Source organism: Pseudomonas sp. LS.1a (assembly GCF_022533585.1).
Classification (GTDB): Bacteria; Pseudomonadota; Gammaproteobacteria; order Pseudomonadales; family Pseudomonadaceae; genus Aquipseudomonas.
Genome location: NZ_CP092827.1, coordinates 4954910 through 4981684, shown reverse-complemented (window position 1 = coordinate 4981684; position 26775 = coordinate 4954910). Strand labels below are relative to the sequence as shown.

At 62.4% G+C, this 26775-nt stretch carries 22 protein-coding genes and 2 tRNA genes; 15 read left to right on the top strand and 9 right to left on the bottom strand.

Translation table 11 applies throughout. The features are described from left to right. Positions 1-7: 7 nt before the first annotated feature. The 14 genes from folP (at position 8) to MKK04_RS22910 (ending at position 13245) form a co-directional block, all read left to right on the top strand. Positions 8-859 (top strand): dihydropteroate synthase, encoded by an 852-nt coding sequence (gene folP / locus MKK04_RS22975; protein WP_207834350.1) that lies wholly within the window; start codon positions 8-10, stop codon positions 857-859. Between the two features lie 16 nt (positions 860-875). Continuing rightward, on the top strand, positions 876-2216 hold the full coding sequence (gene glmM / locus MKK04_RS22970) for a phosphoglucosamine mutase (protein ID WP_063911792.1): 1341 nt from the start codon (positions 876-878) through the stop codon (positions 2214-2216). A gap of 65 nt (positions 2217-2281) precedes the next feature. Beyond that, positions 2282-3037 carry a triose-phosphate isomerase gene (tpiA, locus tag MKK04_RS22965; protein ID WP_063911791.1) on the top strand — a complete coding sequence of 252 codons (756 nt, stop codon included), beginning with the start codon at positions 2282-2284 and terminating at the stop codon, positions 3035-3037. 4 nt (positions 3038-3041) lie between these two features. Next, entirely contained in the window at positions 3042-3440 is a 399-nt protein-coding gene (secG, locus tag MKK04_RS22960) for a preprotein translocase subunit SecG (protein WP_015271857.1), read from the top strand. 21 nt (positions 3441-3461) lie between these two features. Beyond that, positions 3462-3547: transfer RNA gene (locus MKK04_RS22955), tRNA-Leu, on the top strand. A 100-nt stretch (positions 3548-3647) separates the two neighbouring features. Then, positions 3648-3724 (top strand) — tRNA-Met (locus MKK04_RS22950). Positions 3725-3854: 130 nt separating this feature from the next. Then, the gene (gene rimP / locus MKK04_RS22945; protein ID WP_003249960.1) at positions 3855-4313 is read left to right on the top strand and encodes a ribosome maturation factor RimP; all 459 of its coding nucleotides are present in this window, start codon (positions 3855-3857) and stop codon (positions 4311-4313) included. Between the two features lie 59 nt (positions 4314-4372). Beyond that, positions 4373-5854 (top strand): transcription termination factor NusA, encoded by a 1482-nt coding sequence (nusA, locus tag MKK04_RS22940; protein ID WP_063911790.1) that lies wholly within the window; start codon positions 4373-4375, stop codon positions 5852-5854. A gap of 27 nt (positions 5855-5881) precedes the next feature. After that, on the top strand, positions 5882-8422 hold the full coding sequence (gene infB, locus MKK04_RS22935) for a translation initiation factor IF-2 (protein WP_207834352.1): 2541 nt from the start codon (positions 5882-5884) through the stop codon (positions 8420-8422). 116 nt (positions 8423-8538) lie between these two features. Next, entirely contained in the window at positions 8539-8937 is a 399-nt protein-coding gene (rbfA, locus tag MKK04_RS22930) for a 30S ribosome-binding factor RbfA (protein WP_063911788.1), read from the top strand. A 3-nt stretch (positions 8938-8940) separates the two neighbouring features. After that, positions 8941-9858: a tRNA pseudouridine(55) synthase TruB gene (gene truB / locus MKK04_RS22925; RefSeq protein WP_013974284.1), complete on the top strand. Its 918-nt coding sequence runs from the start codon at positions 8941-8943 to the stop codon at positions 9856-9858. Positions 9859-10005: 147 nt separating this feature from the next. Further along, a complete protein-coding gene (gene rpsO / locus MKK04_RS22920) occupies positions 10006-10275 on the top strand; it encodes a 30S ribosomal protein S15 (RefSeq protein ID WP_003249971.1) in 270 nt (89 codons plus the stop codon). A 250-nt stretch (positions 10276-10525) separates the two neighbouring features. Continuing rightward, entirely contained in the window at positions 10526-12631 is a 2106-nt protein-coding gene (gene pnp / locus MKK04_RS22915; RefSeq protein WP_207834354.1) for a polyribonucleotide nucleotidyltransferase, read from the top strand. Between the two features lie 263 nt (positions 12632-12894). Then, entirely contained in the window at positions 12895-13245 is a 351-nt protein-coding gene (locus MKK04_RS22910) for a BON domain-containing protein (RefSeq protein ID WP_063911786.1), read from the top strand. 70 nt (positions 13246-13315) lie between these two features. On the opposite strand, the gene MKK04_RS22905 is transcribed toward MKK04_RS22910, so the two are convergent. Continuing rightward, positions 13316-13618, bottom strand: coding sequence for a putative quinol monooxygenase (locus MKK04_RS22905; RefSeq protein ID WP_207834355.1), 303 nt, complete (start codon positions 13616-13618; stop codon positions 13316-13318). A 60-nt stretch (positions 13619-13678) separates the two neighbouring features. Here MKK04_RS22905 and MKK04_RS22900 point away from each other — a divergent pair, with 60 nt between their 5' ends. Continuing rightward, positions 13679-14092 carry a VOC family protein gene (locus MKK04_RS22900; protein WP_010955354.1) on the top strand — a complete coding sequence of 138 codons (414 nt, stop codon included), beginning with the start codon at positions 13679-13681 and terminating at the stop codon, positions 14090-14092. 136 nt (positions 14093-14228) lie between these two features. Here MKK04_RS22900 and MKK04_RS22895 read toward each other — a convergent pair whose 3' ends face one another. The 8 genes from MKK04_RS22895 to MKK04_RS22860 form a co-directional block, all read right to left on the bottom strand. Continuing rightward, positions 14229-17165 carry a DUF748 domain-containing protein gene (locus MKK04_RS22895; protein WP_233687391.1) on the bottom strand — a complete coding sequence of 979 codons (2937 nt, stop codon included), beginning with the start codon at positions 17163-17165 and terminating at the stop codon, positions 14229-14231. 78 nt (positions 17166-17243) lie between these two features. After that, the gene (locus tag MKK04_RS22890) at positions 17244-18113 is read right to left on the bottom strand and encodes an oxygenase MpaB family protein (RefSeq protein ID WP_241106011.1); all 870 of its coding nucleotides are present in this window, start codon (positions 18111-18113) and stop codon (positions 17244-17246) included. A 42-nt stretch (positions 18114-18155) separates the two neighbouring features. Continuing rightward, on the bottom strand, positions 18156-20090 hold the full coding sequence (acs, locus tag MKK04_RS22885; RefSeq protein WP_207834366.1) for an acetate--CoA ligase: 1935 nt from the start codon (positions 20088-20090) through the stop codon (positions 18156-18158). A gap of 198 nt (positions 20091-20288) precedes the next feature. Continuing rightward, a complete protein-coding gene (pgi, locus tag MKK04_RS22880; protein ID WP_063911780.1) occupies positions 20289-21953 on the bottom strand; it encodes a glucose-6-phosphate isomerase in 1665 nt (554 codons plus the stop codon). 263 nt (positions 21954-22216) lie between these two features. After that, positions 22217-23080, bottom strand: coding sequence for a pantoate--beta-alanine ligase (gene panC / locus MKK04_RS22875; RefSeq protein ID WP_241106010.1), 864 nt, complete (start codon positions 23078-23080; stop codon positions 22217-22219). Next, the gene (gene panB / locus MKK04_RS22870; RefSeq protein WP_063911778.1) at positions 23077-23877 is read right to left on the bottom strand and encodes a 3-methyl-2-oxobutanoate hydroxymethyltransferase; all 801 of its coding nucleotides are present in this window, start codon (positions 23875-23877) and stop codon (positions 23077-23079) included. Before panB ends, panC begins: the two co-directional genes overlap by 4 nt. A 262-nt stretch (positions 23878-24139) precedes the next feature. Beyond that, the gene (gene folK, locus MKK04_RS22865; protein ID WP_207834378.1) at positions 24140-24619 is read right to left on the bottom strand and encodes a 2-amino-4-hydroxy-6-hydroxymethyldihydropteridine diphosphokinase; all 480 of its coding nucleotides are present in this window, start codon (positions 24617-24619) and stop codon (positions 24140-24142) included. Then, positions 24616-26004, bottom strand: a complete 1389-nt coding sequence (locus MKK04_RS22860) for a polynucleotide adenylyltransferase PcnB (protein ID WP_241106009.1) — start codon at positions 26002-26004, stop codon at positions 24616-24618. Before MKK04_RS22860 ends, folK begins: the two co-directional genes overlap by 4 nt. Positions 26005-26775: the final 771 nt, after the last annotated feature.

Sequence of the window (26775 nt, the reverse complement as noted above, 5' to 3'; positions counted from 1 at the left end):
GGCATCTATGAGCTCAGTGCAGTACCCGACCCGGTTGCCTTGCGGCAACCGGGTTCTTGATTTGTCGCGTACCCATGTCATGGGTATTCTCAATATCACCCCTGATTCCTTCTCCGATGGTGGGCGCTTCAACCAGCGCGACGAGGCGTTGCGTCATGCCGAAGCGATGGTTGCTGCAGGCGCCACGCTGATCGATATCGGCGGCGAGTCCACGCGGCCGGGCGCGCGCGCGGTATCGGTGACCGAGGAGCTGGAGCGGGTGGCACCCATGGTCGAGGCGATCAACAGCCGCCTCGATGTGGTCATCTCGGTCGATACCTCCACGCCAGCGGTCATGCGTGAATCGGCGCGCCTCGGTGCCGGGCTGATCAACGACGTGCGAGCCCTGGAGCGCGATGGCGCCCTGGACGCGGCCGCGGATACCGGCCTGCCGGTGTGCCTCATGCACATGCGCGGCGAGCCGGGTAACATGCAGGACGACCCGCATTACGAAGATGTGACCGTCGAGGTTACGCGTTATCTTGAGCAGCGAATGGCCGCCTGTGCAGCGGCGGGCATCGACGCTAACAGAATCATTCTTGATCCGGGCTTCGGTTTCGCCAAGACACTGGCGCACAACCTGAGCCTGTTCAAGCACATGGAAGCGCTCTATCGCCTTGGGCGCCCGCTGCTGGTGGGTGTTTCACGAAAGAGCATGATCGGCCTGACGCTGGAACGTCCGGTCGGCGAGCGCTTGTACGGCAGCCTTGCGCTGGCGGCGTTGGCCATGACCAAGGGGGCGAGCATTCTTCGTGTCCATGACGTGGCCGAAACCGTTGATGTAGTGCGCATGATCGCTGCGGTGCAAAACGCCGAATAAGAACATTGGAGCCCCTATGAGCAGAAAATACTTTGGTACCGACGGCATTCGTGGCCGCGTCGGCGAATACCCGATCACGCCTGACTTCATGCTGAAGCTTGGCTGGGCGGCCGGCATGGCCTTCCGCAAGCAAGGCCACTGCCGGGTGCTGGTGGGCAAGGACACGCGTATCTCCGGTTACATGTTCGAGTCCGCACTCGAAGCCGGCCTGTCCGCGGCGGGTGCCGACGTGATGCTGCTCGGGCCGATGCCGACACCGGCCATCGCCTACCTGACGCGTACCTTCCATGCCGAAGCCGGCATCGTCATCAGTGCCTCGCACAACCCGCACGATGACAACGGCATCAAGTTCTTCTCGGGCCAGGGGACCAAGTTGCCGGATGAAGTCGAGCTGATGATCGAGGAGTTGCTCGACCAGCCGATGACCGTTGTCGAGTCGGGCAAGCTGGGCAAGGTTTCGCGCATCAACGATGCCGCCGGCCGCTATATCGAGTTCTGCAAGAGCAGCGTGCCGACCAGCACCAGCTTCGACGGCCTCAAGCTGGTTGTCGATTGCGCCCACGGTGCCACCTACAAGGTTGCGCCAAGCGTGTTCCGCGAGCTGGGTGCCGAGGTGACCGTGCTGCACGCTCAGCCCGACGGCCTGAACATCAACGAAGGCTGCGGCTCGACCCACATCGAATCGCTGCAGGCTGCCGTGCTGGTGGGCCATGCCGACCTGGGCATCGCTTTCGACGGTGACGGCGATCGCGTGTTGATGGTCGACCATACCGGTGCCATCGTCGATGGTGACGAGCTGCTGTTCATCATCGCCCGCGACCTGCAGGACCGTGGCAAGCTGCAGGGCGGGGTAGTGGGCACGCTGATGAGCAACCTGGGCCTGGAGCTTGCGCTGAAGGACCTGGATATCCCGTTCGTGCGGGCCAAGGTCGGCGACCGCTACGTCATGGCCGAACTGCTGGAGCGTGAGTGGCTGGTCGGTGGTGAAAACTCCGGTCACGTCGTGTGCTGCAACCACACCACCACGGGTGACGCGATCATCGCTGCCCTGCAGGTGCTGATGGCGCTCAAGCGCCGTGGCGAAACCCTGGCCCAGGCCCGTCAGGCCCTGCGCAAGTGCCCGCAGGTGCTGATCAACGTGCGCTATGGCGCCAGCAAGGTCGACCCGCTGGAGCACCCGTCGGTCAAGGAAGCCAGTGCCAAGGTGACCGAGGCCTTGGCCGGCCGCGGCCGCGTGCTGCTGCGTAAATCCGGTACCGAGCCGTTGGTGCGGGTGATGGTCGAGGGCGAGGACGAAAGCCAGGTGCGTGCGCATGCAGAAGCGCTGGCCAAACTGGTCGGCGAAGTTTGTGTCTGAAGGCGCTTGCCAGCGCAGATAGGGTTGGGTACTATCTGCGCCCACTTTGACCGACGAGGTAAAGCATGCGTCGCCCTATGGTAGCTGGTAACTGGAAGATGCACGGTACCCGCGCTAGCGTCGCTGAGCTGACCGAAGGCTTGAGAAATCTGGCCTTGCCGAGCGGAGTGGAAGTCGCAGTGTTTCCACCGGCCTTGTTCATCAATCAAGTGATCGATGGTCTGGCAGGTAAGGGAATTACTGTCGGCGCACAGAATTCTGCAGTACAACCCGAACAGGGTGCGCTGACCGGAGAAGTTGCTCCGGAACAGCTGGTTGAAGCAGGTTGCAAGTTGGTGTTGATTGGTCATTCGGAGCGTCGCCAGATAATTGGTGAAACCGACGAAGTGCTCAATCGCAAGTTTGCAGCGGCCCAGGCCAAAGGTTTGAAGCCAGTGCTTTGCATCGGGGAAACCCTTGAAGAGCGCGAGGCTGGCAAAACGCTCGAAGTTGTCGGGCGTCAACTAAGCAGTATCATCGAAGCATTCGGTGTTAAGGCTTTTGCCAATGCAGTAATTGCCTATGAGCCTGTATGGGCCATCGGCACCGGCCTTACGGCCACGCCACAGCAGGCCCAGGATGTGCACGCAGCCATCCGCGGCCAGCTGGCGGCAGAAGATGCTGAAGTGGCTGCGAAGGTGCAGTTGCTCTACGGCGGCAGCGTGAAGGCGGCCAATGCGGCCGAACTGTTCGGCATGCCGGATATCGATGGGGGGCTCATTGGTGGGGCTTCCCTGAACGCAGACGAATTCGGTGCAATTTGTCGCGCCGCAGGAAACTGAACAAATGCTGGAAACAGTCATCGTTGTTTTTCATCTGTTGGCAGCGCTGTCGCTTGTAGTGCTGGTTCTGTTGCAACAGGGTAAGGGTGCGGAAGCAGGTGCATCTTTCGGCGCGGGTGCTTCAAATACCGTGTTCGGGAGCCAGGGCTCTGCAACGTTCCTGAGTAAATTAACTGCTATACTCGCTGCCACTTTCTTTTTGACAGCACTTGGGTTAGGATACTTCGCGAAGCAACAAGCTCACCAGCTTAGCCAAGCGGGTCTTCCGGATCCAGCAGTGCTAGAAGTGAAAGAGCCGCAGAAACCGGCAGTTAATGATGATGTACCGGTGCTCCAGCAGCAGAAGAGCGAAACCACTCCTAACACGGGTGATGTACCTCCTCCGGCACAAGAGCAGAAGTAACGGGTTTCAAGTAGTAGTATTGCCGAGGTGGTGGAATTGGTAGACACGCAACCTTGAGGTGGTTGTGCCCATAGGGTGTAGGGGTTCGAGTCCCCTTCTCGGTACCAATTAAAGCTTGAGAGCCCGCTTTAGCGGGCTTTCTTGCAGGTGAAGGTTCGGATTTGACCCTCAGCAGGGTTCGGTCTTATACTTTTGCCCCAGCTTTGTCGCGGGGTGGAGCAGCTTGGTAGCTCGTCGGGCTCATAACCCGAAGGTCGTTGGTTCAAATCCAGCCCCCGCAACCAGCTTCAGCGGAGCCCCTTTTCAGGGGCTTTTTGCTAACCGAACAGTTTTCGGCGTCGTTGTCCAACGGCGCTTTCAGGGATGGGCGCTTCGCCCATTTTTTATTTGCACAGCATGCACGAGGGGGTTCAGGTGTCGAGCAAGCTAGAACAGTTGCAGGCCTTGTTGGCCCCGGTTGTCGAGGGTCTGGGCTATCAGTGCTGGGGGATCGAATACGTTTCCCAGGGTAAGCATTCGGTACTGCGCATCTACATCGACAAGGAAGGCGGCATCCTGGTGGACGACTGCGAAGCGGTCAGCCGTCAGGCCAGCGCAATTCTCGATGTGGAAGATCCGATCAGCAGTGAATACACCCTCGAGGTGTCTTCTCCAGGCATGGATCGCCCACTGTTCACTCTGGAACAGTTTGCCTCGCATGCCGGCGAACAAGTGAAGATCAAGCTGCGCTCACCCTTCGAGGGTCGTCGTAACTTCCAGGGCCTTCTCCGCGGTGTGGAGGAGCAGGACGTGGTGGTCCAGGTGGACAATCAAGAGTTCCTGTTGCCGATCGACTCGATCGACAAGGCCAATATTATTCCCAGTTTTGACTGAGACGTGCCGGGCCCGGCGGACGATCCGGGCCCAATGGCTTGCGCAAGGCGAGGCGTACGATGAGCAAAGAAGTACTGCTGGTTGTTGAATCGGTATCCAACGAAAAAGGTGTACCACCCGGCGTCATTTTTGAAGCGCTGGAAGTGGCACTGGCCACTGCAACCAAAAAACGTTTTGAAGACGAAGTCGACCTGCGTGTGGAAATCAACCGCCACACCGGTAGCTACGAGACCTTCCGTCGCTGGACCGTGGTCGACGAAGCCGATCTTGATGATCCGGCGATCGAGACCTGGTTGAGCAAGATTCACGAAACCCACCCTGATGCCAAGGTTGGTGACGTGATCGAAGAGAAGATCGAGTCCATCGAGTTCGGTCGTATCGCCGCCCAGACCGCCAAGCAGGTCATCGTGCAGAAGGTCCGAGAGGCCGAGCGTGCCCAGGTGGTCGATGCCTACCGCGAGCGCGTTGGCGAGATCATCTCCGGTACCGTCAAGAAGGTTACCCGCGACAACGTCATCGTTGACCTGGGCAACAACGCCGAGGCCCTGCTGGCCCGCGAAGACATCATTCCGCGCGAGACCTTCCGTGTTGGCGTGCGCCTGCGTGCGCTGCTCAAGGAAATTCGCACCGAAAACCGTGGTCCTCAGCTGATCCTGTCGCGCACCGCGCCACAGATGCTGATCGAGCTTTTCCGCATCGAAGTGCCGGAAATTGCCGAGGGCCTCATCGAAGTCATGGCTGCCTCCCGTGATCCGGGTTCGCGAGCCAAGATCGCCGTCCGCTCCAAGGACAAGCGCATCGACCCGCAAGGCGCCTGTATCGGCATGCGTGGTTCGCGCGTCCAGGCTGTATCCGGGGAGTTGGGTGGTGAGCGTGTGGATATTGTCCTCTGGGACGATAACCCGGCGCAGTTTGTCATCAACGCCATGTCGCCGGCTGAAGTCGCGGCGATCATCGTTGATGAAGATGCCCATGCCATGGACATCGCCGTTGCCGAGGACAACCTGGCCCAGGCCATTGGTCGTGGCGGTCAGAACGTTCGCCTGGCCAGTCAGCTGACCGGCTGGACCCTGAACGTGATGACCGAGAAGGACATCCAGGCCAAGCAGCAGGCCGAAACCGGTGACATCCTGCGCAATTTCATCGATGAACTGGAAGTCGACGAGGAGCTGGCCCAAGTGCTGGTCGACGAAGGCTTCACCAGCCTCGAAGAAATTGCCTACGTACCGTTGGAAGAAATGCTCAACATCGATGGCTTTGACGAAGATATCGTCAACGAGCTCCGCGCTCGAGCCAAGGACCGTTTGTTGACCAAGGCCATCGCTACCGAAGAAAAACTGGCAGACGCCCATCCGGCTGAAGACCTGCTCTCCCTTGAGGGCATGGACAAGGACTTGGCGGCGGAACTGGCGGTGCGCGGCGTGGTTAACCGCGAAGACCTGGCCGAGCAGTCGATAGACGATCTGCTCGACATCGACGGCATCGACGAAGAGCGTGCCGGCAAGTTGATCATGGCCGCCCGAGCCCACTGGTTCGAGTAATTAGGCGCGGCCTGAGGAGAGAAGTGCATGACGCAAGTCACGGTGAAAGAACTGGCCCAAGAGGTCGAGGCACCGGTAGAGCGCCTGCTGCAGCAGATGCGTGAGGCAGGTCTGCCGCACACCGACGCCGGTCAGGTAGTGACCGACAATGAGAAGCAGACCCTGCTGACTCATTTGAAGAGCAGCCACAAGAGCAAGGCGGAAGAGCCGCGCAAGATTACCTTGCAGCGCAAAACCACCAGCACCCTGCGTGTCGCCGGTAGCAAGAGCATCAGCGTAGAAGTACGCAAGAAGAAAGTATTCGTGCAGCGCAGCCCGGAAGAAATCCAGGCTGAGCAGAAGCGTGAGCTGGAAGAGCGCCGCGCGGCTGAAAATGCCGCTCGCGAGAAGGTCGAGGCCGAAGTTCGCCAGCGTAACGAAGAGCAGGCTCGCCGTCAGGCTGCCGAAACCGCTGCTGTAGCCCCTGCGCCTGCCGCCAAGCCAGCGGCGGCGCCTGCCGCTGCCCCGGCTCCGGTAGTTGCCGACGCCCCGGCCTCCGAAGATGCCGCAGCCCGCGCTGCCGAGCGCAAGAAGGACGAAGCCCGTCGCAACGAAGGCCGCACCCGTGACGAAGACCGTCGTGGTGGCGAGCGTCGTGGCGAGGCCCCGCGCGTGTCGATCAAGGTCAAGGTCAAGGAGAAGGAAAAGGCCCCGACTCCACGTGCCGCGCCGCGCACCACCGATGAAGAGAGCGATGGCGTACGCCGTGGCCGCGGTGGCAAGAGCAAGCTGAAGAAGCGCAACCAGCACGGCTTCCAGAACCCGACCGGTCCAGTCATCCGTGACGTGACCATCGGCGAGACCATTACCGTCTCGGAACTGGCCCAGCAGATGTCGGTCAAGGCCGCTGAAGTGGTCAAGTTCATGTTCAAGCTGGGTACCCCGGTCACCATCAACCAGGTGCTCGACCAGGAAACCGCTCAGCTGGTCGCCGAAGAACTGGGCCACAAGGTGACCCTGGTCAGCGATACCGCCCTGGAAGACTCCCTGGCCGAATCGCTGAAGTTCGAAGGTGAAGTGGAATCGCGTGCGCCGGTCGTTACCGTCATGGGTCACGTTGACCATGGTAAGACCTCGCTGCTCGACTACATCCGTCGTGCCAAGGTTGCCGCTGGCGAAGCCGGTGGTATTACCCAGCACATCGGTGCCTACCACGTGGAAACCGACCGCGGCATGGTCACCTTCCTCGATACCCCAGGCCACGCTGCGTTCACCGCAATGCGTGCCCGTGGTGCCAAGGCTACCGACATCGTCATCCTGGTGGTGGCGGCGGACGACGGCGTGATGCCGCAAACCCGCGAAGCCGTTCAGCATGCCAAGGCAGCTGGCGTTCCGCTGGTGGTCGCGGTGAACAAGATCGACAAGCCGGGTGCAGACATCGACCGCATCCGCAACGAGCTGGCCGTCGAAGGCGTCACCTCCGAGGATTGGGGTGGTGACACTCCGTTCGTCAAGGTTTCGGCGAAGATGGGTACCGGCGTCGACGAACTGCTCGAAGCGGTCCTGCTGCAGGCCGAGATCCTCGAGCTGACCGCTACCCCGACCGCCCCAGGTCGTGGTGTGGTTGTCGAATCGCGTCTGGACAAGGGCCGTGGCCCGGTGGCGACCATCCTGGTTCAGGACGGTACCCTGCGTCAGGGCGACATGGTCCTGTGCGGTTCCAACTATGGCCGCGTGCGCGCCATGCTCGACGAGAACGGCAAGCCTGTGAAGGAAGCCGGCCCGTCGATCCCGGTCGAAATCCTCGGCCTGGACGGTACCCCGGAAGCCGGTGACGAGCTGTCCGTGGTTGCTGACGAGAAGAAGGCCCGTGAAGTTGCCCTGTTCCGTCAAGGCAAGTACCGCGAGGTCAAGCTGGCCCGTGCTCACGCCGGCAAGCTGGAAAACATCTTCGAGACCATGGGTCAGGAAGAGAAGAAGACCCTCAACATCGTCCTCAAGACCGACGTGCGTGGTTCCCTGGAAGCACTGCAGGGTTCGCTGTCGGGTCTGGGCAACGACGAAGTTCAGGTGCGCGTGATCGGTGGCGGCGTCGGTGGTATCACCGAAAGCGACGCCAACCTGGCGCTGGCTTCGAATGCAGTACTGTTCGGCTTCAACGTGCGTGCCGATGCCGGCGCGCGCAAGATCGTCGAGCAGGAAGGTCTGGATATGCGTTACTACAACGTGATCTACGACATCATCGAAGACGTCAAGAAGGCCCTGACCGGCATGCTCGGCAGCGATGTTCGCGAGAACATCCTGGGTGTCGCCGAAGTGCGTGACGTGTTCCGTTCGCCGAAGTTCGGCGCCATCGCTGGCTGTATGGTCATCGAGGGTACCGTGTACCGCAACCGTCCGATCCGCGTACTGCGCGAAGACGTTGTGATCTTCGAAGGCGAGCTGGAGTCGCTGCGTCGCTTCAAGGACGACGCCTCCGAAGTGCGTAACGGCATGGAGTGCGGTATTGGCGTGAAGAGCTACAACGACGTCAAGGTCGGCGACAAGATCGAAGTCTTCGAGAAAGTCCAGGTGGCTCGTACCCTGTAAGGGGCGAGCGTGGTGCAGGCCCCGCCCCAGGGCGGCTGGCAGCGCCTCTGAAGGTAGCGCCCGGTCAGGCTTCAGCTTGACCGGGCGTTTGCCGCTTTAAGTTACAGGTAGCAAGAATGGCAAAAGAATATAGCCGTACCCAACGCATCGGCGACCAGATGCAGCGCGAGCTGTCGGAGCTGATCCGCCGTGAAGTCAAAGACCCGCGCGTCGGCCTGGTGACCATCACTGCCGTCGACGTCAGCCGCGACCTTGGCCACGCCAAGGTATTCATCACCGTGATGGGCCAGGACGGCGCCGACGCCGTACCGCAGACCCTCAAGGCCCTGACCAGCGCCGCGAGCTTCCTGCGCCTGCACCTGGGCCGTGTGATGCAACTGCGCAGCGTGCCGCAACTGCATTTCCACTTCGACGAGAGCGTCAGCCGTGGTGCCCACCTGTCGGCACTGATCGAGCGCGCGGTCGCTGAAGACCGTCAGCACAAGGATGCCGACCAGCCGGACGCCGAGGAGTAAGCGGTGGCCCAGGTCAAACGTATCCGCCGCAACGTCAGCGGCATCATCCTGCTCGACAAGCCACTGGGCTTCACCTCCAACGCCGCCCTGCAAAAGGTGCGCTGGCTGCTCAATGCGGAAAAAGCTGGTCACACCGGCAGCCTCGACCCGTTGGCAACCGGCGTGCTGCCGCTGTGCTTTGGCGAAGCGACCAAGTTTTCGCAGTACCTGCTCGATTCCGACAAGGGCTACGAAACGGTCATGCAGATGGGGCAGACGACCAACACCGGCGATGCCGAAGGTGAGGTGCTGCAGACCCGCGAGGTGACCGTTGGTCGCGCCGACATCGAGGCCCTGCTGCCACGTTTTCGTGGCCAGATCAGCCAGATACCGCCGATGTACTCGGCGCTCAAGCGTGACGGCCAGCCGCTGTACAAGCTGGCACGTGCAGGAGAGGTAGTGGAGCGCGAGGCGCGTTCTGTTACTATTGGCCGCTTGGAGTTGCTCGAGTGCGAAGGCACCCGTGCACGGTTGAGCGTAGGATGCAGCAAAGGCACCTATATCCGTACCCTGGTGGAGGATATTGGCGAGGCCCTTGGCTGCGGCGCCTATGTTGCCGAGCTGCGCAGGACCCAGGCCGGGCCTTTCGCGCTGGCACAGACGGTCACCCTCGAGGAACTTGAACAGGCCCACGCCGAAGGCGGCAATGAAGCGCTCGACCGCTTCCTGATGCCCTCGGACAGCGGCCTGCAGGACTGGCCGCTGGTGTGCCTGTCCGAGCACAGCGCGTTCTACTGGCTGCATGGGCAGGCGGTACGCGCACCGGACGCGCCACAATTTGGCATGGTCCGGGTACAGGATCACAATGCACGCTTCATCGGTATCGGTGAAGTGAGCGAAGACGGGCGCATTGCGCCGCGTCGGCTGATTCGGTCGGAATGACCGAAACCGGGGGGCCAGGCAGTTGCCGAACCCCACGGCACCAAGGGTGGCTGTCAGTAGGCACGGTCACACCTTTTTTATTAATACAGGGATCAGTCCCTGGCCTATTGGACCCCGCATGCGGGATCCGTTATCAGGAGAAGCCACATGGCCCTCAGCGTTGAAGAAAAAGCTCAGATCGTTGCCGAATACCAGCAAGCCGCCGGCGATACCGGTAGCCCGGAAGTGCAGGTTGCTCTGCTGACCGCCAACATCAACAAGCTGCAAGGCCACTTCAAGGCCAACGACAAAGACCACCACTCCCGTCGTGGTCTGATCCGTATGGTCAACCAGCGTCGTAAGCTGCTGGACTACCTGAAGGGCAAAGACACCACTCGTTACAGCGCCCTGATCGGTCGCCTGGGCCTGCGTCGCTAATAGCGGCCTGGTCAGTGGTGTGCATGGCGTGTCGCAGGCTTCGACAGGGCTGTTTTGCAGTGCTGCCGTTGGACACGCCACGCGTATCTTCGAGGTTGGCAGCCTGGCAATGCTGAGCGGTTTTTCCGCTTGGTGCCAGGCTCCCAGCCTCGTGTTGTATCTGGACGGTCAATGGGGCCGATTCCCCGTTCTGCCCAAGAATTCGCAAGAAACCAGTTCCCCCAAGAGCCACTGAAAAAGGTAGGAAACCGTGAACCCGGTAATCAAGACTTTCCAGTTCGGTCAATCGACCGTTACTCTCGAAACGGGCCGCATTGCCCGTCAGGCAACCGGCGCCGTGCTGGTTACCGTCGACAACGACGTCACCGTGCTGGTGACTGTGGTAGGCGCCAAACAGGCTGATCCAGGCAAGGGCTTCTTCCCGCTGTCGGTTCACTACCAGGAAAAGACCTACGCCGCCGGCAAGATCCCGGGTGGCTTCTTCAAGCGTGAAGGCCGTCCTTCCGAGAAAGAGACGCTGACCTCGCGCCTGATCGACCGTCCGATCCGTCCGCTGTTCCCGGAAGGCTTCATGAACGAAGTGCAGGTCGTCTGCACCGTGGTTTCCACCAGCAAGAAGACCGACCCGGACATCGCTGCGATGATCGGTACCTCGGCTGCCCTGGCCATCTCCGGCATTCCGTTCGAAGGCCCGATCGGCGCCGCTCGCGTTGCCTTCCACGAAAGCACCGGCTACCTGCTGAACCCGACCTACGAGCAACTGGCTGCCTCGAGCCTGGACATGGTCGTTGCCGGTACCGAATCGGCTGTACTGATGGTTGAATCGGAAGCCAAAGAGCTGACCGAAGACCAGATGCTGGGCGCCGTATTGTTCGCCCACGACGAATTCCAGGCCGTGATCCAGGCGGTCAAGGAACTGGCCGCCGAAGCCGGCAAGCCGACCTGGGACTGGCAGCCAGCCCCGGCCAACGTCGAGCTGATGAACCTGGTGCGCGCCGAGTTCGGCGAAGCCGTTTCGCAGGCCTACACCATCACCCAGAAGGCTGACCGCTACAACCGCCTGGGCCAGCTGCGTGACGAGGCCGTTGCCCGTCTGAGCAACGAAGAGACCGGCCCGTCCGCCGGTGCCATCAAAGAGATCTTCGGCGAGCTGGAATACCGCACCGTCCGCGAGAACATCGTCAACGGCAAACCGCGTATCGACGGCCGTGACACCCGCACCGTGCGCCCGCTGAACATCGAAGTTGGCGTATTGCCGAAGACCCACGGCTCGGCGCTGTTCACCCGTGGCGAAACCCAGGCCCTGGTCGTCGCGACCCTGGGTACTGCCCGTGACGCCCAGCTGCTGGACACCCTGGAAGGCGAGAAGAAAGACCCGTTCATGCTGCACTACAACTTCCCGCCGTTCTCGGTGGGTGAGTGCGGCCGCATGGGCGGCGCCGGCCGTCGTGAAATCGGCCACGGCCGCCTGGCCCGTCGTGGCGTGCAGGCCATGCTGCCGAGCGACAGCGACTTCCCGTACACCATCCGCGTGGTCTCGGAAATCACCGAGTCCAACGGTTCCAGCTCCATGGCTTCGGTCTGCGGTGCTTCCCTGGCCCTGATGGACGCCGGTGTACCGATGAAGGCACCGGTTGCCGGTATCGCCATGGGCCTGGTCAAGGAAGGTGACAAGTTCGCCGTCCTGACCGACATCCTGGGTGACGAAGACCACCTGGGCGACATGGACTTCAAGGTAGCCGGTACCGCCAAGGGTGTTACCGCGCTGCAGATGGACATCAAGATCAACGGCATCACCGAAGAGATCATGGAAATCGCCCTGGGCCAGGCCCTGGAAGCGCGCCTGAACATCCTCGGCCAGATGAACCAGATCATCGCCCAGTCGCGTAGCGAGCTGTCGGCCAACGCGCCGACCATGATCGCGATGAAGATCGACACCGACAAGATCCGTGACGTCATCGGTAAAGGCGGCGCCACCATTCGCGCCATCTGCGAAGAGACCAAGGCTTCGATCGACATCGAAGACGACGGTTCGATCAAGATCTTCGGCGAAACCAAGGAAGCGGCAGATGCTGCCAAGCAGCGCATCCTGGGTATCACCGCCGAGGCCGAGATCGGCAAGATCTACGTCGGCAAGGTCGAGCGCATCGTCGACTTCGGTGCCTTCGTCAACATCCTGCCTGGCAAGGACGGCCTGGTGCACATCTCCATGCTGAGCGATGCTCGCGTCGAGAAAGTCACCGACATCCTCAAGGAAGGCCAGGAAGTCGAAGTACTGGTACTGGACGTGGACAACCGCGGCCGTATCAAGCTGTCGATCAAGGACGTTGCCGCGGCCAAGGCCTCGGGCGTCTAAGCGACTGCCACGCAACAGGAAAAGGGCCCTTCGGGGCCCTTTTTTCATGGGTGAAAGGGAACCTTTTGCGGACTTGCATCTTGCATGCAGGATTATCGTGCGGATTGCAAAATGCACGACTCCGGGAATGCTGGCTGTTTGCTAAGTAATTGATTTAAAAGGAAAAAGACTAAAGGGAATAGCTGGCATAGCGCATGCAGCTATCCTCATACCTGTCGCCAGGATGTACGGCGCAGACCTTTCGAAAAACAGGAGTGATCCCTATGAAGAAGTTCGCCATTGCTGCCGCTACTGCTACCGCTCTGACCCTGACCATGGCTAACGCGGCATTCGCCCAGCAGTCCACCCAGGCCCCGATGACGCTGGCGGCCGGTGAGGTGACCAAGACCAAGGAAGCAGCCTCCGATACCTGGATCACTACCAAGGTAAAGGCTGACCTGATGACCGAGAAAGGTGTGCCTGGTGGCGATATCAAGGTCGAAACCAACAAGGGTGTCGTGTCGCTGTCTTCTGACACGGCGGTGACCGCAGCACAGAAAGAGGCGGCCATTGCCATCGCCAAGAAGATCAAGGGCGTGCAGGCCGTGTCGGCTGATGGCCTGAAGTCCGAATAAGGAATGTCCCGTCGGCCAAACGGATTTGGCCACCCATTCAAGAAGGGGCTGCACAGCAGCCCCTCTTCACTTAAAACACCGGATTCCGCGCAATCACATCACTCTCGAAGCATTCCTGCTCAAGGATCAAGGGCTCAACCAACGGCCGACTGTCGCGGAAATGCGCGGTCTGGGTATGCGCTTCGTACGCCGCATCATCACGGTAGATCTCGTACAGGTAAATCACCTCCGGGTCGACCCGGTCCTGCGACACATCGAACACCAGGCAGCCAGGTTCGGTGGCGACGGATGCAGCGGCATTGACCTTGATCGCGGTCAGAAAACCCTCGGCGCAACCGGGCTTCACACGGGTCTTGATGAACAGGCTATACACAAGGCTCTCCTTTTGTTTTAAATTCTATTGTGAATTGTATACAAAAATGGAGCCTCGCCAATGTCCGAATTGCCTGCACGCCCTGGTCGCCTGAATGGCCTGCGTCATATTGCCTTGTTGGTGCCCAACCTCGAGGAGTGCGAACGCTTCTATGTCGATGTGCTGGGCATGGAGGTGCTGAACCGCGCCAACGAAGACCTGGTGTATCTCACTTGTGGTAACGACAACCTGTCGCTGGGGCGCGGGGCAGGGGCGGCCAATGGTTTGCAGACCCTGGACCACTATGGGTTCATCGTCGATAGCGTGGAGGAGCTGGAGGCCTGGTACCAGTACTTCAAGGCGCACGGCGTGACCTTGCTGGACCGGCCGTTCAACCATGGTGACGGGGCGCGCAGCTTCCACCTGCTGGACCCGGCGGGGAACAAGGTGCAGCCGTTGTATCACCCGGCGGTGTCGGGGCAGCGGTTGGTGTGAAGCCTGTACCGGCCTATTCGCGGCGGTTCGGCGCCCCGATGAACCCGCTCCCACCGGGATAGCGCACAGCTCAAGGCGGGCGCATTCCCTGTGGGAGCGGGTTTACCCGCGAAGAGGCCAGACCTGCTGGTAGAGATTATTCGGCATCCAGATGCATCGGCGTCACCACCCGCCCATCGCTCTCGGCCTGGCCCAGGTTGGTATCGATGAAGTACACCCGGTCATCTTCCAGCTGGCCCTTGTCCACCAGGTAATCCTTGATGCTGCTGGCCCGCTCCTGGCCCAGTGTGCGCAGCAGCGCGGTACTCTCGGCCCAGGACTTGATCACCGCCTCGCGCAGCTTGGCGGTGCGCTCGTCGCGGCCCAGTTGCTCCCATTCGGCAGGCGGCTGCTGCTTCAGGCGGTTACGGTAGATGCCTTCGAGCATCGCCGGTTTGTCGCTGTCGTCGACCACCAGCATCGAGGCATTGGCCGGCACTTTGTCACCGCGACGTTGCAGGATCTTGTACCAGGTGGCCTGGTACTCACGCTCCAGGCGCTGCTGGGCGATCAGCGGGCCATCGCTGGCCTGGGCGCTGGTGCCTTCGATTTCCAGGCGCAGTTCCGGGCGCTCCTTCAGGGCCGATGCCAGTTTGTCCAGCGATGCCTGGGCGTCGCCACTGAGCTCGCTGGAGCCTGGGGCGAAGGCCACGTTGCCCAGGTCTTCCGAGCCACTGCCGGCAACCAGCCCGCCAATGAACTTGAACGGCGCCTGTGCCGCGCGCAACACCAGGTTGCGCAGGGTTTGCCAGACGATCGGCATCACGCTGAACTGCGGGTTGTTGAGGTCGCCGGACACCGGCAGCTCGATCGAGATCTTGCCTTCGGTATCCTTCAGCAGCGCCACCGCCAGGCGGATCGGCAAGTCCACAGCGTCCGGGCTGTCGACCTTCTCGCCCAACTGCAACTGCTCCACCACCACCTTGTTCTCGGCCTTCAGCTGGCCGTTGGTGATCAGGTAGTGCAGGTCGAGGTTGAGCCGGCCCTTGCGGATACGGAAGCCGGCGAACTTGCCGGAGTAGGGTGTCAGTGTGGTCAGCTCGACCCGCTTGAAGCTGGTGGCGATGTCCAGGCTGGCCAGCGGGTTGAACGGGTTGAGGGCGCCTTTGATGGTGACCGGCGCATAGCGGTCGACCTTGCCCTTGACGTTGACCTTGGCCGGCACCGGCTTGCGGTTGTCGATGGTGCCGATCTGGCCGTTGAGCTGCTGGATGGCCGTGGCGAAGTTGGGGGTAAGGGACAGGTCGGCGAAGTTGGCCGAGCCGTCGTTGATGTCGATCTGGCCGATGTGGATACCCAGCGGCTTGTCGTTGCTGGCTGCGGTCGGCCTGGCCTGGCTGGTCGCCGGGGCGCCGGCCGGCTGCGGGATCAGCAGGTCATTGATGTTGGTGGTGCGGTCTTCATTGATGATGAAGCGCGCATAGGGCTGCAGCAGGGTTACCTTGTCGATCGACAGCGCATCGCCGTGCACGTAGGACAGGCCATCGACGTTCACCTGCTGCCATTTGACGAAGTCGCGGCTCTTGATGGTGTCGAGGGTGTGCAACTGGCTGACCTGCGCCTTGCCGGTGATGCTGAAGGCCAGCGGTGCGGTGTTCTTCAGGTCGACCTTGAGGTCGCTGGCGAGCATGCCGCTGCGCAGCTCCAGCAGGATGAACGGGCTGATATAGGCCTGGGCCACCCGCAGGTCGATGTCGCGGCTGCTCACGTCCAGCTTGGCCCATATGGGTGCCAGGTTGACCTGGCCGGCCGCCTGCAGTTTGCCCTGCTTGCCCACGCCGGTATCGAGCTTGAGGGTGAAGGGCGACTGGTTGAGGCTGTCGAAACCTTGCAGGTCGGCGTTGAGCGGGCCGACGTCGAGGGCCACCGGCTCTTTCTGGGTGCGGTCTGCCAGGTGCACCAGATAGTTACGCAGTTGCACGTCCTTGAGCAGCACCTGCCAGGGCTTGCCCGGCTCCTTGGCGGCTTGCTGTTCCGGTGTGGGCTCGGCGGCGGCCGGCTCGGCCTTTTCCTTCGGTGTGGCCTTGGCCGGCTGGCTGGCGAACAGCTTCTGCCAATCGAGCTGGCCGTCCTTTTCCAGTGCGGCCCAGGTTTCCAGTTTTTCGCTGCGGATCTTGCCCACGGTGACCAGTTGCTTGACCAGGTCGACGGAGGTCTCGCTCACTTCCAGGCTGGCCAGGCGCGCCAGCGGGCGACCATCCGGAGCCTTGATGGCGAACGGGGCAATGCGCACCGACGCGTTGTCCAGCAACAGTTCGGTCTGCTTGGCGAGGTTGAGCTTGTAGTGGGTGTCGAGGCTGACCACGCCGTTTTCCAGCACCAGTGGTACGGCATCGCGTACATAGGGCCAGAACGCCTTCATGTTGCCGTCGGTGACCTTCAGTGTGCCTTCAGAGGCGATCGGCGCCAGGCTCAGGGTGCCTTTCCAGTCGATGCGCCCGCCGTTGGGGCCGATGGCCACCAGGTTCATGTCGGCATTGTCGTTGGGCAAGGTACTGAGGTTATTCAGCTCCAGGTTCATGTTGTCGTAGAGGAACTCGATCGGCTCGCTCGGGCGCAGGTCCTCGAAGTGCAGGTAACCGTCGCTGAGCTTGATGCTGCCGATGCGCAGCGGGAACGGGTCGCTGGGCGGCTCGTCGGGCTTGGCTTCGCTTGGGGGCAACTTGAACAGGCGGGTCAGGTTGAGGGTACCGTCCTTGGCGAACAGCACTTCGTTGCGTGGTTTGACCAGTTCCACTGCGTCCAGGTGCAGGGCACCGCTCCACAGGCTGTCGAGCGAGAGGTTGGCGTACAGCCGGTCGAAGCCGACCTGCTCCTTGCCCGGCTCGCCGATCTGCAGGCCCCACAGCGTCAGCTCGAGGCTGAAGGGGTTGAGCTCGATCCGTTCGAGGTGGGCAGGCACGGTTGCGTACTGGGCCAACTGCTGGTTGGCGATGCGCAGCGCGACACCGGGGAGTATGAGAAAGCCAAGAAGGCTGTAGAGGGCTACGAGGGCCAGAAGTGCGCCAGCGGCGCGAGTCAATCCTTTGTACATGTGTCGCTTCGTCTGTCTAAGCAGGAGAGCTTGGAGTATGGCACGTTAAATCAGTTCCGCTGAGGCGACCATTTGATCTCATTCGATACCCATGCGCCGTTTGGCCCGGTGTGCCGAGCCGTCGCGCATCGCCCAGCGCAGTATCGGTGCGGTGCGTTGCAGGCCCAGGCGGATCATGCGCCGCTGCAAAGGGCCGTGCTGCAGGCCGAGCATGGCCTGGGCCCAGGCCGGCAGCAGGTCGATGCCGGCGTGCAGCATCAGCTTGCCCACAGGCTGTGCCAGGCGGCTGGGAGCCGGGGCGTCGAGCAGGATGTCGACCACTTGGTGACTACGGGCATCGCATTGCAACTGCGGGCGCATGCGCTGCAGGTAGTCCTCGACCTGCTGGCACGAGCGCGGCACGTCGCGGGCACCAAGGCGCTCGGCGATCAGCGCGATCTCGGCGTAGTAGGCATCCTGCTCGGCGCGCGCAAGGTGCGGGTTGCGGTAACGCAGGTGGGCGGCGAGGAAGCTGCTGACTTCCGCCACATGCACCCAGGTCAGCAGGTCCGGGTCGCTGGCCGCATACGGGCGGCCGTCCGGCGCGGTGCCGGTCACCTGCAGGTGGATGGTGCGCACCTTGTCGATCAGCCACTCGGCATCGCGGGTGGCACCGAAGGTGGTGCCGGAGATGAACTGGCTGGTGCGGCGCAGGCGGCCGAGCAGGTCTTCACGGAAGTTGGAATGCTCCCACACCCCGGCCAGTGCCAGCGGGTGCAGCAACTGCAGCATGAGGGCACTGATGCCACCGACCAGCATGCTCGGGAAGTCGCCATGTACCTGCCAGCTGATGCTGTGCGGGCCGAACAGGCCGGGGTCGCCCTTGGGCGATTCCAGGTCGAGCTGGCCGAGGGCCAGCCCGGTGAGGCTCATGACCTGGGTTTCGATGCGACGGCGAAGGGCTTCCATGGCGACCTGTGGTTCAGGGCGGCCATGAACAGCGGCCGCCGGTTACTGGTTGAGGCGTTTGTCAATCAGGCCCTGCACCACGCTGGGGTCGGCCAGGGTCGAGGTATCGCCCAGGTTTTCCAGCTCGTTGCAGGCGATTTTGCGCAGTATACGCCGCATGATCTTGCCAGAGCGTGTCTTGGGCAGCGCCGGGGCCCACTGGATCAGCTCGGGCTTGGCAAAACTGCCGATTTCCTTGCTGACCAGCGCCAGCAGCTCGGCCTTGAGCGCGTCGTCCGGTGTTACGCCATTCATGGGCGTGACGAAGGCATACACGCCCTGGCCCTTGAGGTCGTGGGGGTAACCGACCACGGCCGCTTCGGCGACGCTGTCATGCAGCACCAGCGCGCTTTCCACTTCGGCGGTACCGATGCGGTGGCCGGAAACGTTGATCACGTCATCGATACGCCCGGTGATCCAGTAGTCGCCATCGGCATCGCGGCGGGCACCGTCGCCGGTGAAGTAATAGCCGGGCATCGGCTTGAAGTAGGTGTCGACCATGCGCTGATGGTCGCCATAGACGCTACGGATCTGCCCGGGCCAGCTGGCCTTGATGACCAGCAGGCCGGCACCGGGGCCTTCGATGAGTTTGCCCTTTTCGTCCAGCAGCACCGGTTGCACGCCGAACATGGGCTGGGTGGCACAGCCGGGCTTGAGCACCTGCGCGCCGGGCAGCGGGGTGATCATGATGCCGCCGGTTTCGGTCTGCCACCAGGTATCGACGATGGGGCAGCGCTGCTGCCCGACAGCCTCGAAGTACCACTCCCAGGCTTCGGGGTTGATCGGCTCGCCGACGCTGCCCAGCAGGCGCAGGCTCTGCCGTGAGGTGCCTTGCAGTGGCCCGTCGCCTTCGCGCATCAAGGCACGCAGGGCGGTCGGGGCGGTGTAGAAGATGTTCACCTGATGCTTGTCCACCACCTGCCAGAAGCGCGAGGTATCCGGGTAGTTGGGCACGCCTTCGAACATCAGCGAGATCGCACCATTGGCCAGCGGGCCATAGACGATGTAGCTGTGGCCGGTGACCCAGCCGACATCGGCAGTGCACCAGAACACCTCGCCTTCACGGTAGTCGAACACCACCTTGAAGGTGAGGGTTGCCTGCAGCAGGTAGCCGCCGGTGGTGTGCAGCACGCCCTTGGGTTTGCCGGTGCTGCCGGAGGTGTAGAGGATGAACAGCGGGTCTTCGGCGCCCATTGGCTCGGCAGCGCAGTCGTCGCCGGCCTTTTCCGTTGCCTCGTGGTACCAGAGGTCACGGCCCTCGGCCCAGGCAACATCGCCGCCGGTGCGGCGCACCACGAATACGCTGCTGACCGCAGGGCAACTGGCCAGGGCCTTGTCGACGTTCTGTTTCAGCGGGATGCGCTTGCCGCCGCGCACGCCTTCATCGGCGGTGATTACCGTGCGGCAGTCGGCATCCAGGATGCGGTCGCGCAGGGCGTCGGGCGAGAAGCCGCCGAACACCACCGAGTGGATGGCACCGATACGGGTGCAGGCAAGCATGGCGAAGGCAGCCTCGGGGATCATCGGCATGTAGATGCACACCCGGTCGCCTTTCTTCACCCCGCGTGCTTTCAGCGCATTGGCCAGGCGGCAGACCTGGCGATGCAGTTCGCGGTAGGTGATGGCCTTGGAATCCTTGGGGTCGTCGCCTTCCCACAGCAGGGCGGTCTGTTCGCCGCGTCGGGCCAGGTGGCGGTCGATGCAGTTGTAGCTGACGTTGAGCTGGCCGCCATCGAACCAGCGGGCGTTGCCGGTCTTCAGGTCGCATTGCTGCACGCTCGACCAGGGCTTGATCCAGTCCAGGCGTTTGGCTTGTTCGGCCCAGAAGGTATCGGGGTCGTCCACCGACTGGCGGTAGAGGCGGCGGTACTCGTCGGGAGTGAGGGCGGCGGACTGGCTGACGGCCAGGGCCTGGGGGTAGTTGCGGATATCGAACATGGCGGGTGGTCCTGCTCTTGTAAGGGGCGATGGACTGCAACGGCTATTCGATAGGACAGTGTAGCTGGGAGAGGTGTTCAACCTGTGCCGGCCTCTTCGCGGGCCTGCCCGCTCCCACAGGTACTAAACAGTTCTTGAGGCCTGTGCAGTATCTGTGGGAGCGGGCAAGCCCGCGAAGAAGCGGTCGAAGGTTTCAGATCAACCGCGGTGACGGCCGCGGAAGTAGTTGATCAGGCCTTGGGTGGAACCGTCTTCGGCGCTGTCTTCCAGGCTTCCTACAAGACGCTGGTAAACGCCCTTGCCCAGTTCCTTGCCCAGTTCCACGCCCCACTGGTCGAAGGCGTTGATGCCCCAGATCACGCTCTGTACGAAGACCTTGTGCTCGTACATCGCCACCAGCGCGCCCAGGCGGCGGGGGCTGATGCGTTCCACCACCAGGGTGTTGCTCGGGCGGTTGCCCGGGATCACCTTGTGCGGGGCGAGCTTTTCGATGTCCGCTTCGTTCAGGCCTTTGCCACGCAGCTCGGCTTCGGCTTCCTCGCGGGTTTTGCCCAGCATCAGCGCCTGGCTCTGCGACAGGCAGTTGGCGTACAGCCACTGATGATGGTCGGCCACCGGGTTGAAGCTCACCACCGGCACGATGAAATCGGCCGGAATCAGTTGGGTGCCCTGGTGCAGCAACTGGTGGTAGGCGTGCTGGCCGTTGCAGCCGACGCCGCCCCAGATCACCGGGCCGGTATCGGTCTTCACCGGGGTGCCGTCCTGCAGCACGCTCTTGCCGTTGGACTCCATGTCCAGCTGTTGCAGGTGCTTGGTGATGTTGCGCAGGTAGTGGTCGTACGGCAGGATCGCGTGGCTCTGGGCGCCCCAGAAGTTGCCGTACCACACGCCCAGCAGGGCCAGCAGCACCGGCATGTTCTTGTCGAACGGCGCAGTCTGGAAGTGCTGGTCCATGGTGTAGGCACCGGACAGCAGTTCCTTGAAGTTGGCGGTACCGATGGCCAGGGCGATCGGCAGGCCGATCGCCGACCACAGCGAGTAGCGCCCGCCCACCCAGTCCCACATCGGGAAGATGTTTTCTTCGCGGATGCCGAAGGCCACGGCGGCGGCCTTGTTGCTGGAGACGGCGATGAAGTGGCGGTACAGCTCGGCTTCCGAGCCGCCCTGGGCCAGGTACCAGGTACGCGCGGCCATGGCGTTCTTCAGGGTCTCGAGGGTGTTGAACGACTTCGACGAGACGATGAACAGGGTGGTTTCGGCGCGCAGGTTGGCCGACAGCTCGTGGAACTCACTGCCGTCGATGTTCGCCAGGTAGTGGCAGCGCACGCCACGCTGGGCGTAGGGCAGCAGCGCCTCGGAGACCAGCTCGGGGCCGAGGAACGAGCCACCGATGCCGATGTTGACCACGTCGGTGATCGGTTTTTCGCTGTAGCCGCGCCACAGGCCGTCGTGGATGCGGCCGACCAGTTCAGTGATCTGGTTGAGCACCTTGTGCACTTCCGGCATGACGTTCACGCCGTTGACGCTGAGCTTGTCGCCTACCGGCCGGCGCAGGGCGGTGTGCAGTACCGGGCGACCTTCGGAGGCGTTGATGATTTCGCCGCTGAACATCGACTTGATGGCGTCCTGCAGGCCCACTTCGTTGGCCAGGTTGACCAGCAGGTCGCGGCTTTGTTCGGTGATCAGGTTTTTCGAATAGTCGAGGAACAGGCCGCAGCAGCTCAGGGAGAACTGGTCGAAGCGCTTGGCATCGGCGGCGAAGGCTTCGCGCATGCTGAAACCTTGCATGGCGTCGCGGTGTTGCTGGAGCGCCTGCCAGGCGGGCAGGGCCGTCACATCGTGGGGTGTACGGTAATACGCCATTGCGCGGGGTTCCCTTGGTGCGTGATGAGGCCTTGGACACGGCAGCCATTGCCGGGTTCAGGCTGGCACCATTATAGGCAAAGGCCACTTGCAGGGAATGGGTAGGCGGGGGAATTTGGGGGGCGCAGTGGTCTTTGTGTTACCGGTACTGGCCTCATCGCTGGCAAGCCAGCTCCCACAGGGATAGCGCATGGTTCGAGACCGATGCGCTCGAGGTGGACGCTGGCTTGCCGGCGAATGGGCTGCAAGGCAGCCCCAGGCCGTTACGCGGTCTTCTCTTCCAGATGCAGGTACAGGTTGTCGATCAACCGTGTGTTACCCAGGTAGGCCGCCACCAGGATCACCAGGTCGCGGTCGCCAAAGCTTGCCGGGCGCAGGGTCAACGCATGGCGAATTTCCAGGTAGTCCGGGCGTAGGCCGGCAGCGGTCAGCTGCGCCTTGCCTTGCTCGGTCAGCGCCGGGAAATCAACCTGGCCATGGCTGATAGCCTCGCCGATCTGCTGCAAGGTGCGGTACACCACTGGCGCCGTAGCACGCTGTTCAGGCGTGAGGTAACCATTGCGCGACGACAGCGCGAGGCCGTCCTCGGCCCGCACGGTGGGCTCGCCGATGATCTGGATCGGCATGTTCAGGTCGCGCACCATGGCACGGATCACCGCCAGCTGCTGGAAGTCCTTTTCGCCGAACACGGCAAGGTCGGGCTGGACCATGTTGAACAGCTTGCTGACCACGGTGGCCACGCCCTCGAAATGCCCGGGCCGGCTGGCGCCGCACAGGCCTTCGGAAAGGTGGGGCACGCTGACGCGGGTTTGCACGCTCATGCCGTCGGGGTACATCTCTTCGACGGTAGGCGCGAACAGCAAATTGCAGCCGGCCTGAAGCAGGCGCTCCTGGTCGGCGGCCAGGGTGCGCGGGTACTTGTCGAGGTCTTCGTTGGGGCCGAACTGCAGCGGGTTGACGAAGATGCTGGCGACCACGAAATCGGCGCGCTGCGCGGCCTTGGTCACCAGGGCGGCATGGCCGCTGTGCAGGTTGCCCATGGTCGGTACGAAGCCGATGCGCTTGCCTTCACCGCGGGCGCGGGCGACTGCGGCGCGCAGTTCGCGGACGGTCTTGACTGTATTCATGCACTGAACCCGTGTTCGCTGCCTGGGAAGCTGACCTGCTTGACTGCCTCGACGTAAGCGACGAGGGCGCTGTGGATATCCGGCTGGCCTTGCATGAAGTTCTTCACGAACTTCGGTACCCGGCCGCTCAGCGACAGGCCGAGCATGTCGTGCAGGACCAGTACCTGGCCATCGGTGCCGCTGCCGGCGCCAATGCCGATCACCGGGATGCCCACGGCATTGGTGATTTCCGCCGCCAGTTCGCTGGGTACGCATTCGAGCAGCAGCATGGCCGCGCCGGCTTGTTCCAGGGCGATGGCGTCGGCGCGCATCTGCCGGGCCTGGGCTTCCTGGCGACCCTGGACCTTGTAGCCGCCCAGCACGTTGACAGTTTGCGGGGTCAGGCCCATGTGTGCGCACACCGGCACGCCACGCTCGGCCAGCAGGCGGATGGTCTCGGCCAGCCAGGCAGCGCCTTCGATCTTGATCATGTGGGCGCCAGCCTGCATCAGCGTGGCGCTGTTGGCAAAGGCTTGCTCCGGGGTGGCATGCGCCATGAACGGCAGGTCGGCGAGGATCAGTGCGCCGTCGTTGCCACGTTTGACGCTGGCGGTGTGGTAGGCCATGTCCGCGGTGGTCACCGGCAGTGTGCTGTCGTGGCCTTGCAGGACCATTCCCAGCGAGTCGCCCACCAGCAACACTTCGACACCGGCCTGGCTGGCGGCCCTGGCGAAGGTCGCGTCGTAGCAGGTCAGCATGGTGATTTTTTCACCCTTGGCCTTGAGGCCATTGAGGGTGGTCAGGGTTACTTCAGGCATGTAGGAAATTCCTCGTTCAGGCGCTGTAAAAAACGACTGCATTCAACGCGTGTAGTCATCTTCCGGAGCGGCACATCATCGCGCGTGATGTTGGGGCACAGGTCCGTCCGGGCCTAAATACGGGTATGCGGCACTTTGGTGCCACACGGGACGCCTATAGTCGTGAGCGAGGTGGGGGAAGTCAATCACCCTGTTACCGCATTGTTACGATCAGGGTGTTACTGGCGTTACCGCGCCAGTGTGCAAGGCTGGAACGCCCGGTTTACAGGCGTTCCAGGCCGACGAACGGGCAGTTGTCGAGCAGTTGCGCGAGGGCGCGGCCATCGGCCAGACGGAAATCGCCCGGTACCAGTTCGGCCAGTGGGTACAGCACGAAAGGCCGGGCATGCATGTGGTAATGCGGCACTTTCAGGCGCGGCTCGTCGAGCACCTGGTCGCCGAACAGCAGGATGTCCAGGTCCAGTGTGCGCGGGCCCCAGCGCTCCTTGCGCACGCGGCCCTGACCGTTCTCGATGGCCTGCAGTGCATCGAGCAGGGCCAGCGGCGGCAGGGCAGTGTCCAGCGCAGCGACGGCGTTGGTATAGCGCGGCTGGCCGGGCAGCAGCGAATCGCTGGTGTACAGGGCCGAGGCAGCCACCAGCCGCGTGGCTTCGACCTGGTCGAGGGCCTGCAAGGCGCTGCGCAGCTGCTCGGCAGGTGCGTCCAGGTTGCTGCCCAGGCCGATATAGGCGCGGGTACTCACTCGAACGCCTCGTCGCCACTGCGCTTGCGTTTGCCACCGCTACGCTTGCGTTTGCGCGGGCCGGCGCCGGTGCCTTCGTCGCGGCTGCCCAGCTCGCGGATCATCTCGCGGCGCTCGCTGTCGTTGGCATCCTGGTAGTCGGTCCACCACTGGCCGAGGTCGTCGGTTTCTTCCCCGGCGCTTTCCCGCAGCAGCAGGAAGTCGTAACCGGCACGGAAGCGCGGGTTGTCCAGCAGCACGTCGGCGCGCTTGCCGCTGCGGCGTGGCAGGCGCTCCTGCATGTCCCAGATCTCGCGGATCGGCAGGGTGAAGCGCTTGGGGATGGCGATGCGCGCGCATTGCTCGGCGATCAGGTCGTGGGCCGCACCGTTCATGGCCGGGATCGGCGGCACGCCCTGGTTCTGCAGGTGCAGCACGCGGGCCGGCAGGGCTGGCCACAGCAGCGCGGCGAAGAGGAACGCCGGGGTTACCGGTTTGCCATGCTTCACGCGCAGGTCGGTGTTGTTCAGCGCCTGGCTGATCAGCGTGTGGGTGTAGGTCGGGCGCTCGTCCAGGGCATGCGAACTGGCCGGGAACAGCGGCTCGAACAACTGCAGGTCGACCAGCATTTCGAAGACGATGGCGCCCTGGCCGGAAAGGAACAGCTTGAGGCTCTCTTCGAACAGGCGCGCTGGCGGAATCTCGCGCAGCAGCGGGGCCAGTTCGCGAATCGGCTGGACCGTGTGCTTTTCGATGCCGAAGTCGAGCTTGGCGGCGAAACGCACCGCGCGCAGCATGCGCACCGGGTCTTCCTGGTAGCGGTGGGTAGGGTCACCGATCAGGCGCAGCAGGCGGTTGCGGATATCGTGCACGCCATTGGCGTAGTCGAGGATGCGCTCGCTGACCGGGTCGTAGTACAGGGCATTGATGGTGAAGTCGCGACGTTGCGCGTCTTCTTCCAGGGTGCCGTATACGTTGTCACGCAGGATGCGGCCACTGGCATTGTGCGACGAACGGTGGCTGTCGCCCTGGTCGTCTTCCGAATGGTGGGCGCGGAAGGTGGCGACTTCGATGATCTCACGGCCGAAATGCACGTGGACCAGCTTGAAGCGGCGACCAATGATGCGCGCGTTGCGGAACTCGGCACGGACCTGTTCGGGGGTGGCACTGGTGGCGACGTCGAAGTCTTTCGGCGTGATGCCCAGCATCAGGTCGCGGACACAGCCACCGACCAGGTAAGCCTGGTAGCCGGCGCTCTGCAGGCGCTCCACGATGTTCACCGCGTGGCGGCTGAACTGGTGGCGCTGCAGCGAGTGCTGGCTCTTGTTGATCACCTCAGGCGTGGTGCGCCTGTGGTGCGGGCCCGGTACGGGCGGGCGAAACGACTGGAACAGCTTCTTCAGCATGGGATGCACTGTTTGAAGGAATGTTCGGCCAAGAATAGGAGAATGGCCGCATGATGGGCGGGGATTCTAGCATTTACTCAAGGAATGGTGTAGGCGGGTAGCGGGATGCCTGCCGGAAGGGTAGAAACGACAAGGGGAGCCTAAGCTCCCCAAGAAGTCGTTGCGTGCTCTTATTGTTTTTTTGCTGGGCTTCTTGTTTTTGTTGAGTGCCCTGTCCACAAATCTCGAAGCTTGTGGACGACCCCCAATCCAGGGGTTAAGAGCAAACGGATTGCTTTGGTCGCTGATGTCACGTTGATCTGTCGATCCAACCAGTTCAGGCGCTGCTTTTTAGTGCAGTTTTTGTTGTTCTCTGCCTGGTTGTGGGGCAAGCCCCAAACACGCATCCTCTCCAAAAGAATCAGTTAGCTGCGCCTCCGCCGTCTTGTTTTTATTGTGCGTGAGCCGTTTCGTCTTGTTCTTATTCTGAGTTGCAGTGCTTGTTATTGTTCTTGTACCAGACATATAGCAGGTGCCGTGCCAACTTTTGCAAACCCAGTAAAATCAATGGGTTGGAGGTGGTGAGCAGTTTTTCAGGGGTCGAAAATGTCGAAATTTCGTTACCGTACGCCTCGGGAACTGTTACGGCGGAAAGGGTGGGTAACAGATTTTTGCGGGGACTGAGGTGTTACCTGGGTGTTCGCCGTGACACGTTCAGCGCCTGTGAGATCGAGCGCCGCCCGCGCGGCGCTTCGCGGCACAAGGCCGCTCCCACATCTGTTTCGGGCCAGT

Excerpts from the sequence above, each read along its gene's own strand:
- folP (WP_207834350.1), top strand. The coding sequence starts at position 8 with ATGAGCTCAGTGCAGTACCCGACCCGGTTGCCTTGCGGCAACCGGGTT.
- glmM (WP_063911792.1), top strand. The coding sequence starts at position 876 with ATGAGCAGAAAATACTTTGGTACCGACGGCATTCGTGGCCGCGTCGGC.
- tpiA (WP_063911791.1), top strand. The coding sequence starts at position 2,282 with ATGCGTCGCCCTATGGTAGCTGGTAACTGGAAGATGCACGGTACCCGC.
- secG (WP_015271857.1), top strand. The coding sequence starts at position 3,042 with ATGCTGGAAACAGTCATCGTTGTTTTTCATCTGTTGGCAGCGCTGTCG.
- nusA (WP_063911790.1), top strand. The coding sequence starts at position 4,373 with ATGAGCAAAGAAGTACTGCTGGTTGTTGAATCGGTATCCAACGAAAAA.
- infB (WP_207834352.1), top strand. The coding sequence starts at position 5,882 with ATGACGCAAGTCACGGTGAAAGAACTGGCCCAAGAGGTCGAGGCACCG.
- rbfA (WP_063911788.1), top strand. The coding sequence starts at position 8,539 with ATGGCAAAAGAATATAGCCGTACCCAACGCATCGGCGACCAGATGCAG.
- rpsO (WP_003249971.1), top strand. The coding sequence starts at position 10,006 with ATGGCCCTCAGCGTTGAAGAAAAAGCTCAGATCGTTGCCGAATACCAG.
- MKK04_RS22910 (WP_063911786.1), top strand. The coding sequence starts at position 12,895 with ATGAAGAAGTTCGCCATTGCTGCCGCTACTGCTACCGCTCTGACCCTG.
- MKK04_RS22900 (WP_010955354.1), top strand. The coding sequence starts at position 13,679 with ATGTCCGAATTGCCTGCACGCCCTGGTCGCCTGAATGGCCTGCGTCAT.
- MKK04_RS22895 (WP_233687391.1), bottom strand. The coding sequence starts at position 17,165 with ATGTACAAAGGATTGACTCGCGCCGCTGGCGCACTTCTGGCCCTCGTA.
- MKK04_RS22890 (WP_241106011.1), bottom strand. The coding sequence starts at position 18,113 with ATGGAAGCCCTTCGCCGTCGCATCGAAACCCAGGTCATGAGCCTCACC.
- acs (WP_207834366.1), bottom strand. The coding sequence starts at position 20,090 with ATGTTCGATATCCGCAACTACCCCCAGGCCCTGGCCGTCAGCCAGTCC.
- pgi (WP_063911780.1), bottom strand. The coding sequence starts at position 21,953 with ATGGCGTATTACCGTACACCCCACGATGTGACGGCCCTGCCCGCCTGG.
- panC (WP_241106010.1), bottom strand. The coding sequence starts at position 23,080 with ATGAATACAGTCAAGACCGTCCGCGAACTGCGCGCCGCAGTCGCCCGC.
- panB (WP_063911778.1), bottom strand. The coding sequence starts at position 23,877 with ATGCCTGAAGTAACCCTGACCACCCTCAATGGCCTCAAGGCCAAGGGT.
- MKK04_RS22860 (WP_241106009.1), bottom strand. The coding sequence starts at position 26,004 with ATGCTGAAGAAGCTGTTCCAGTCGTTTCGCCCGCCCGTACCGGGCCCG.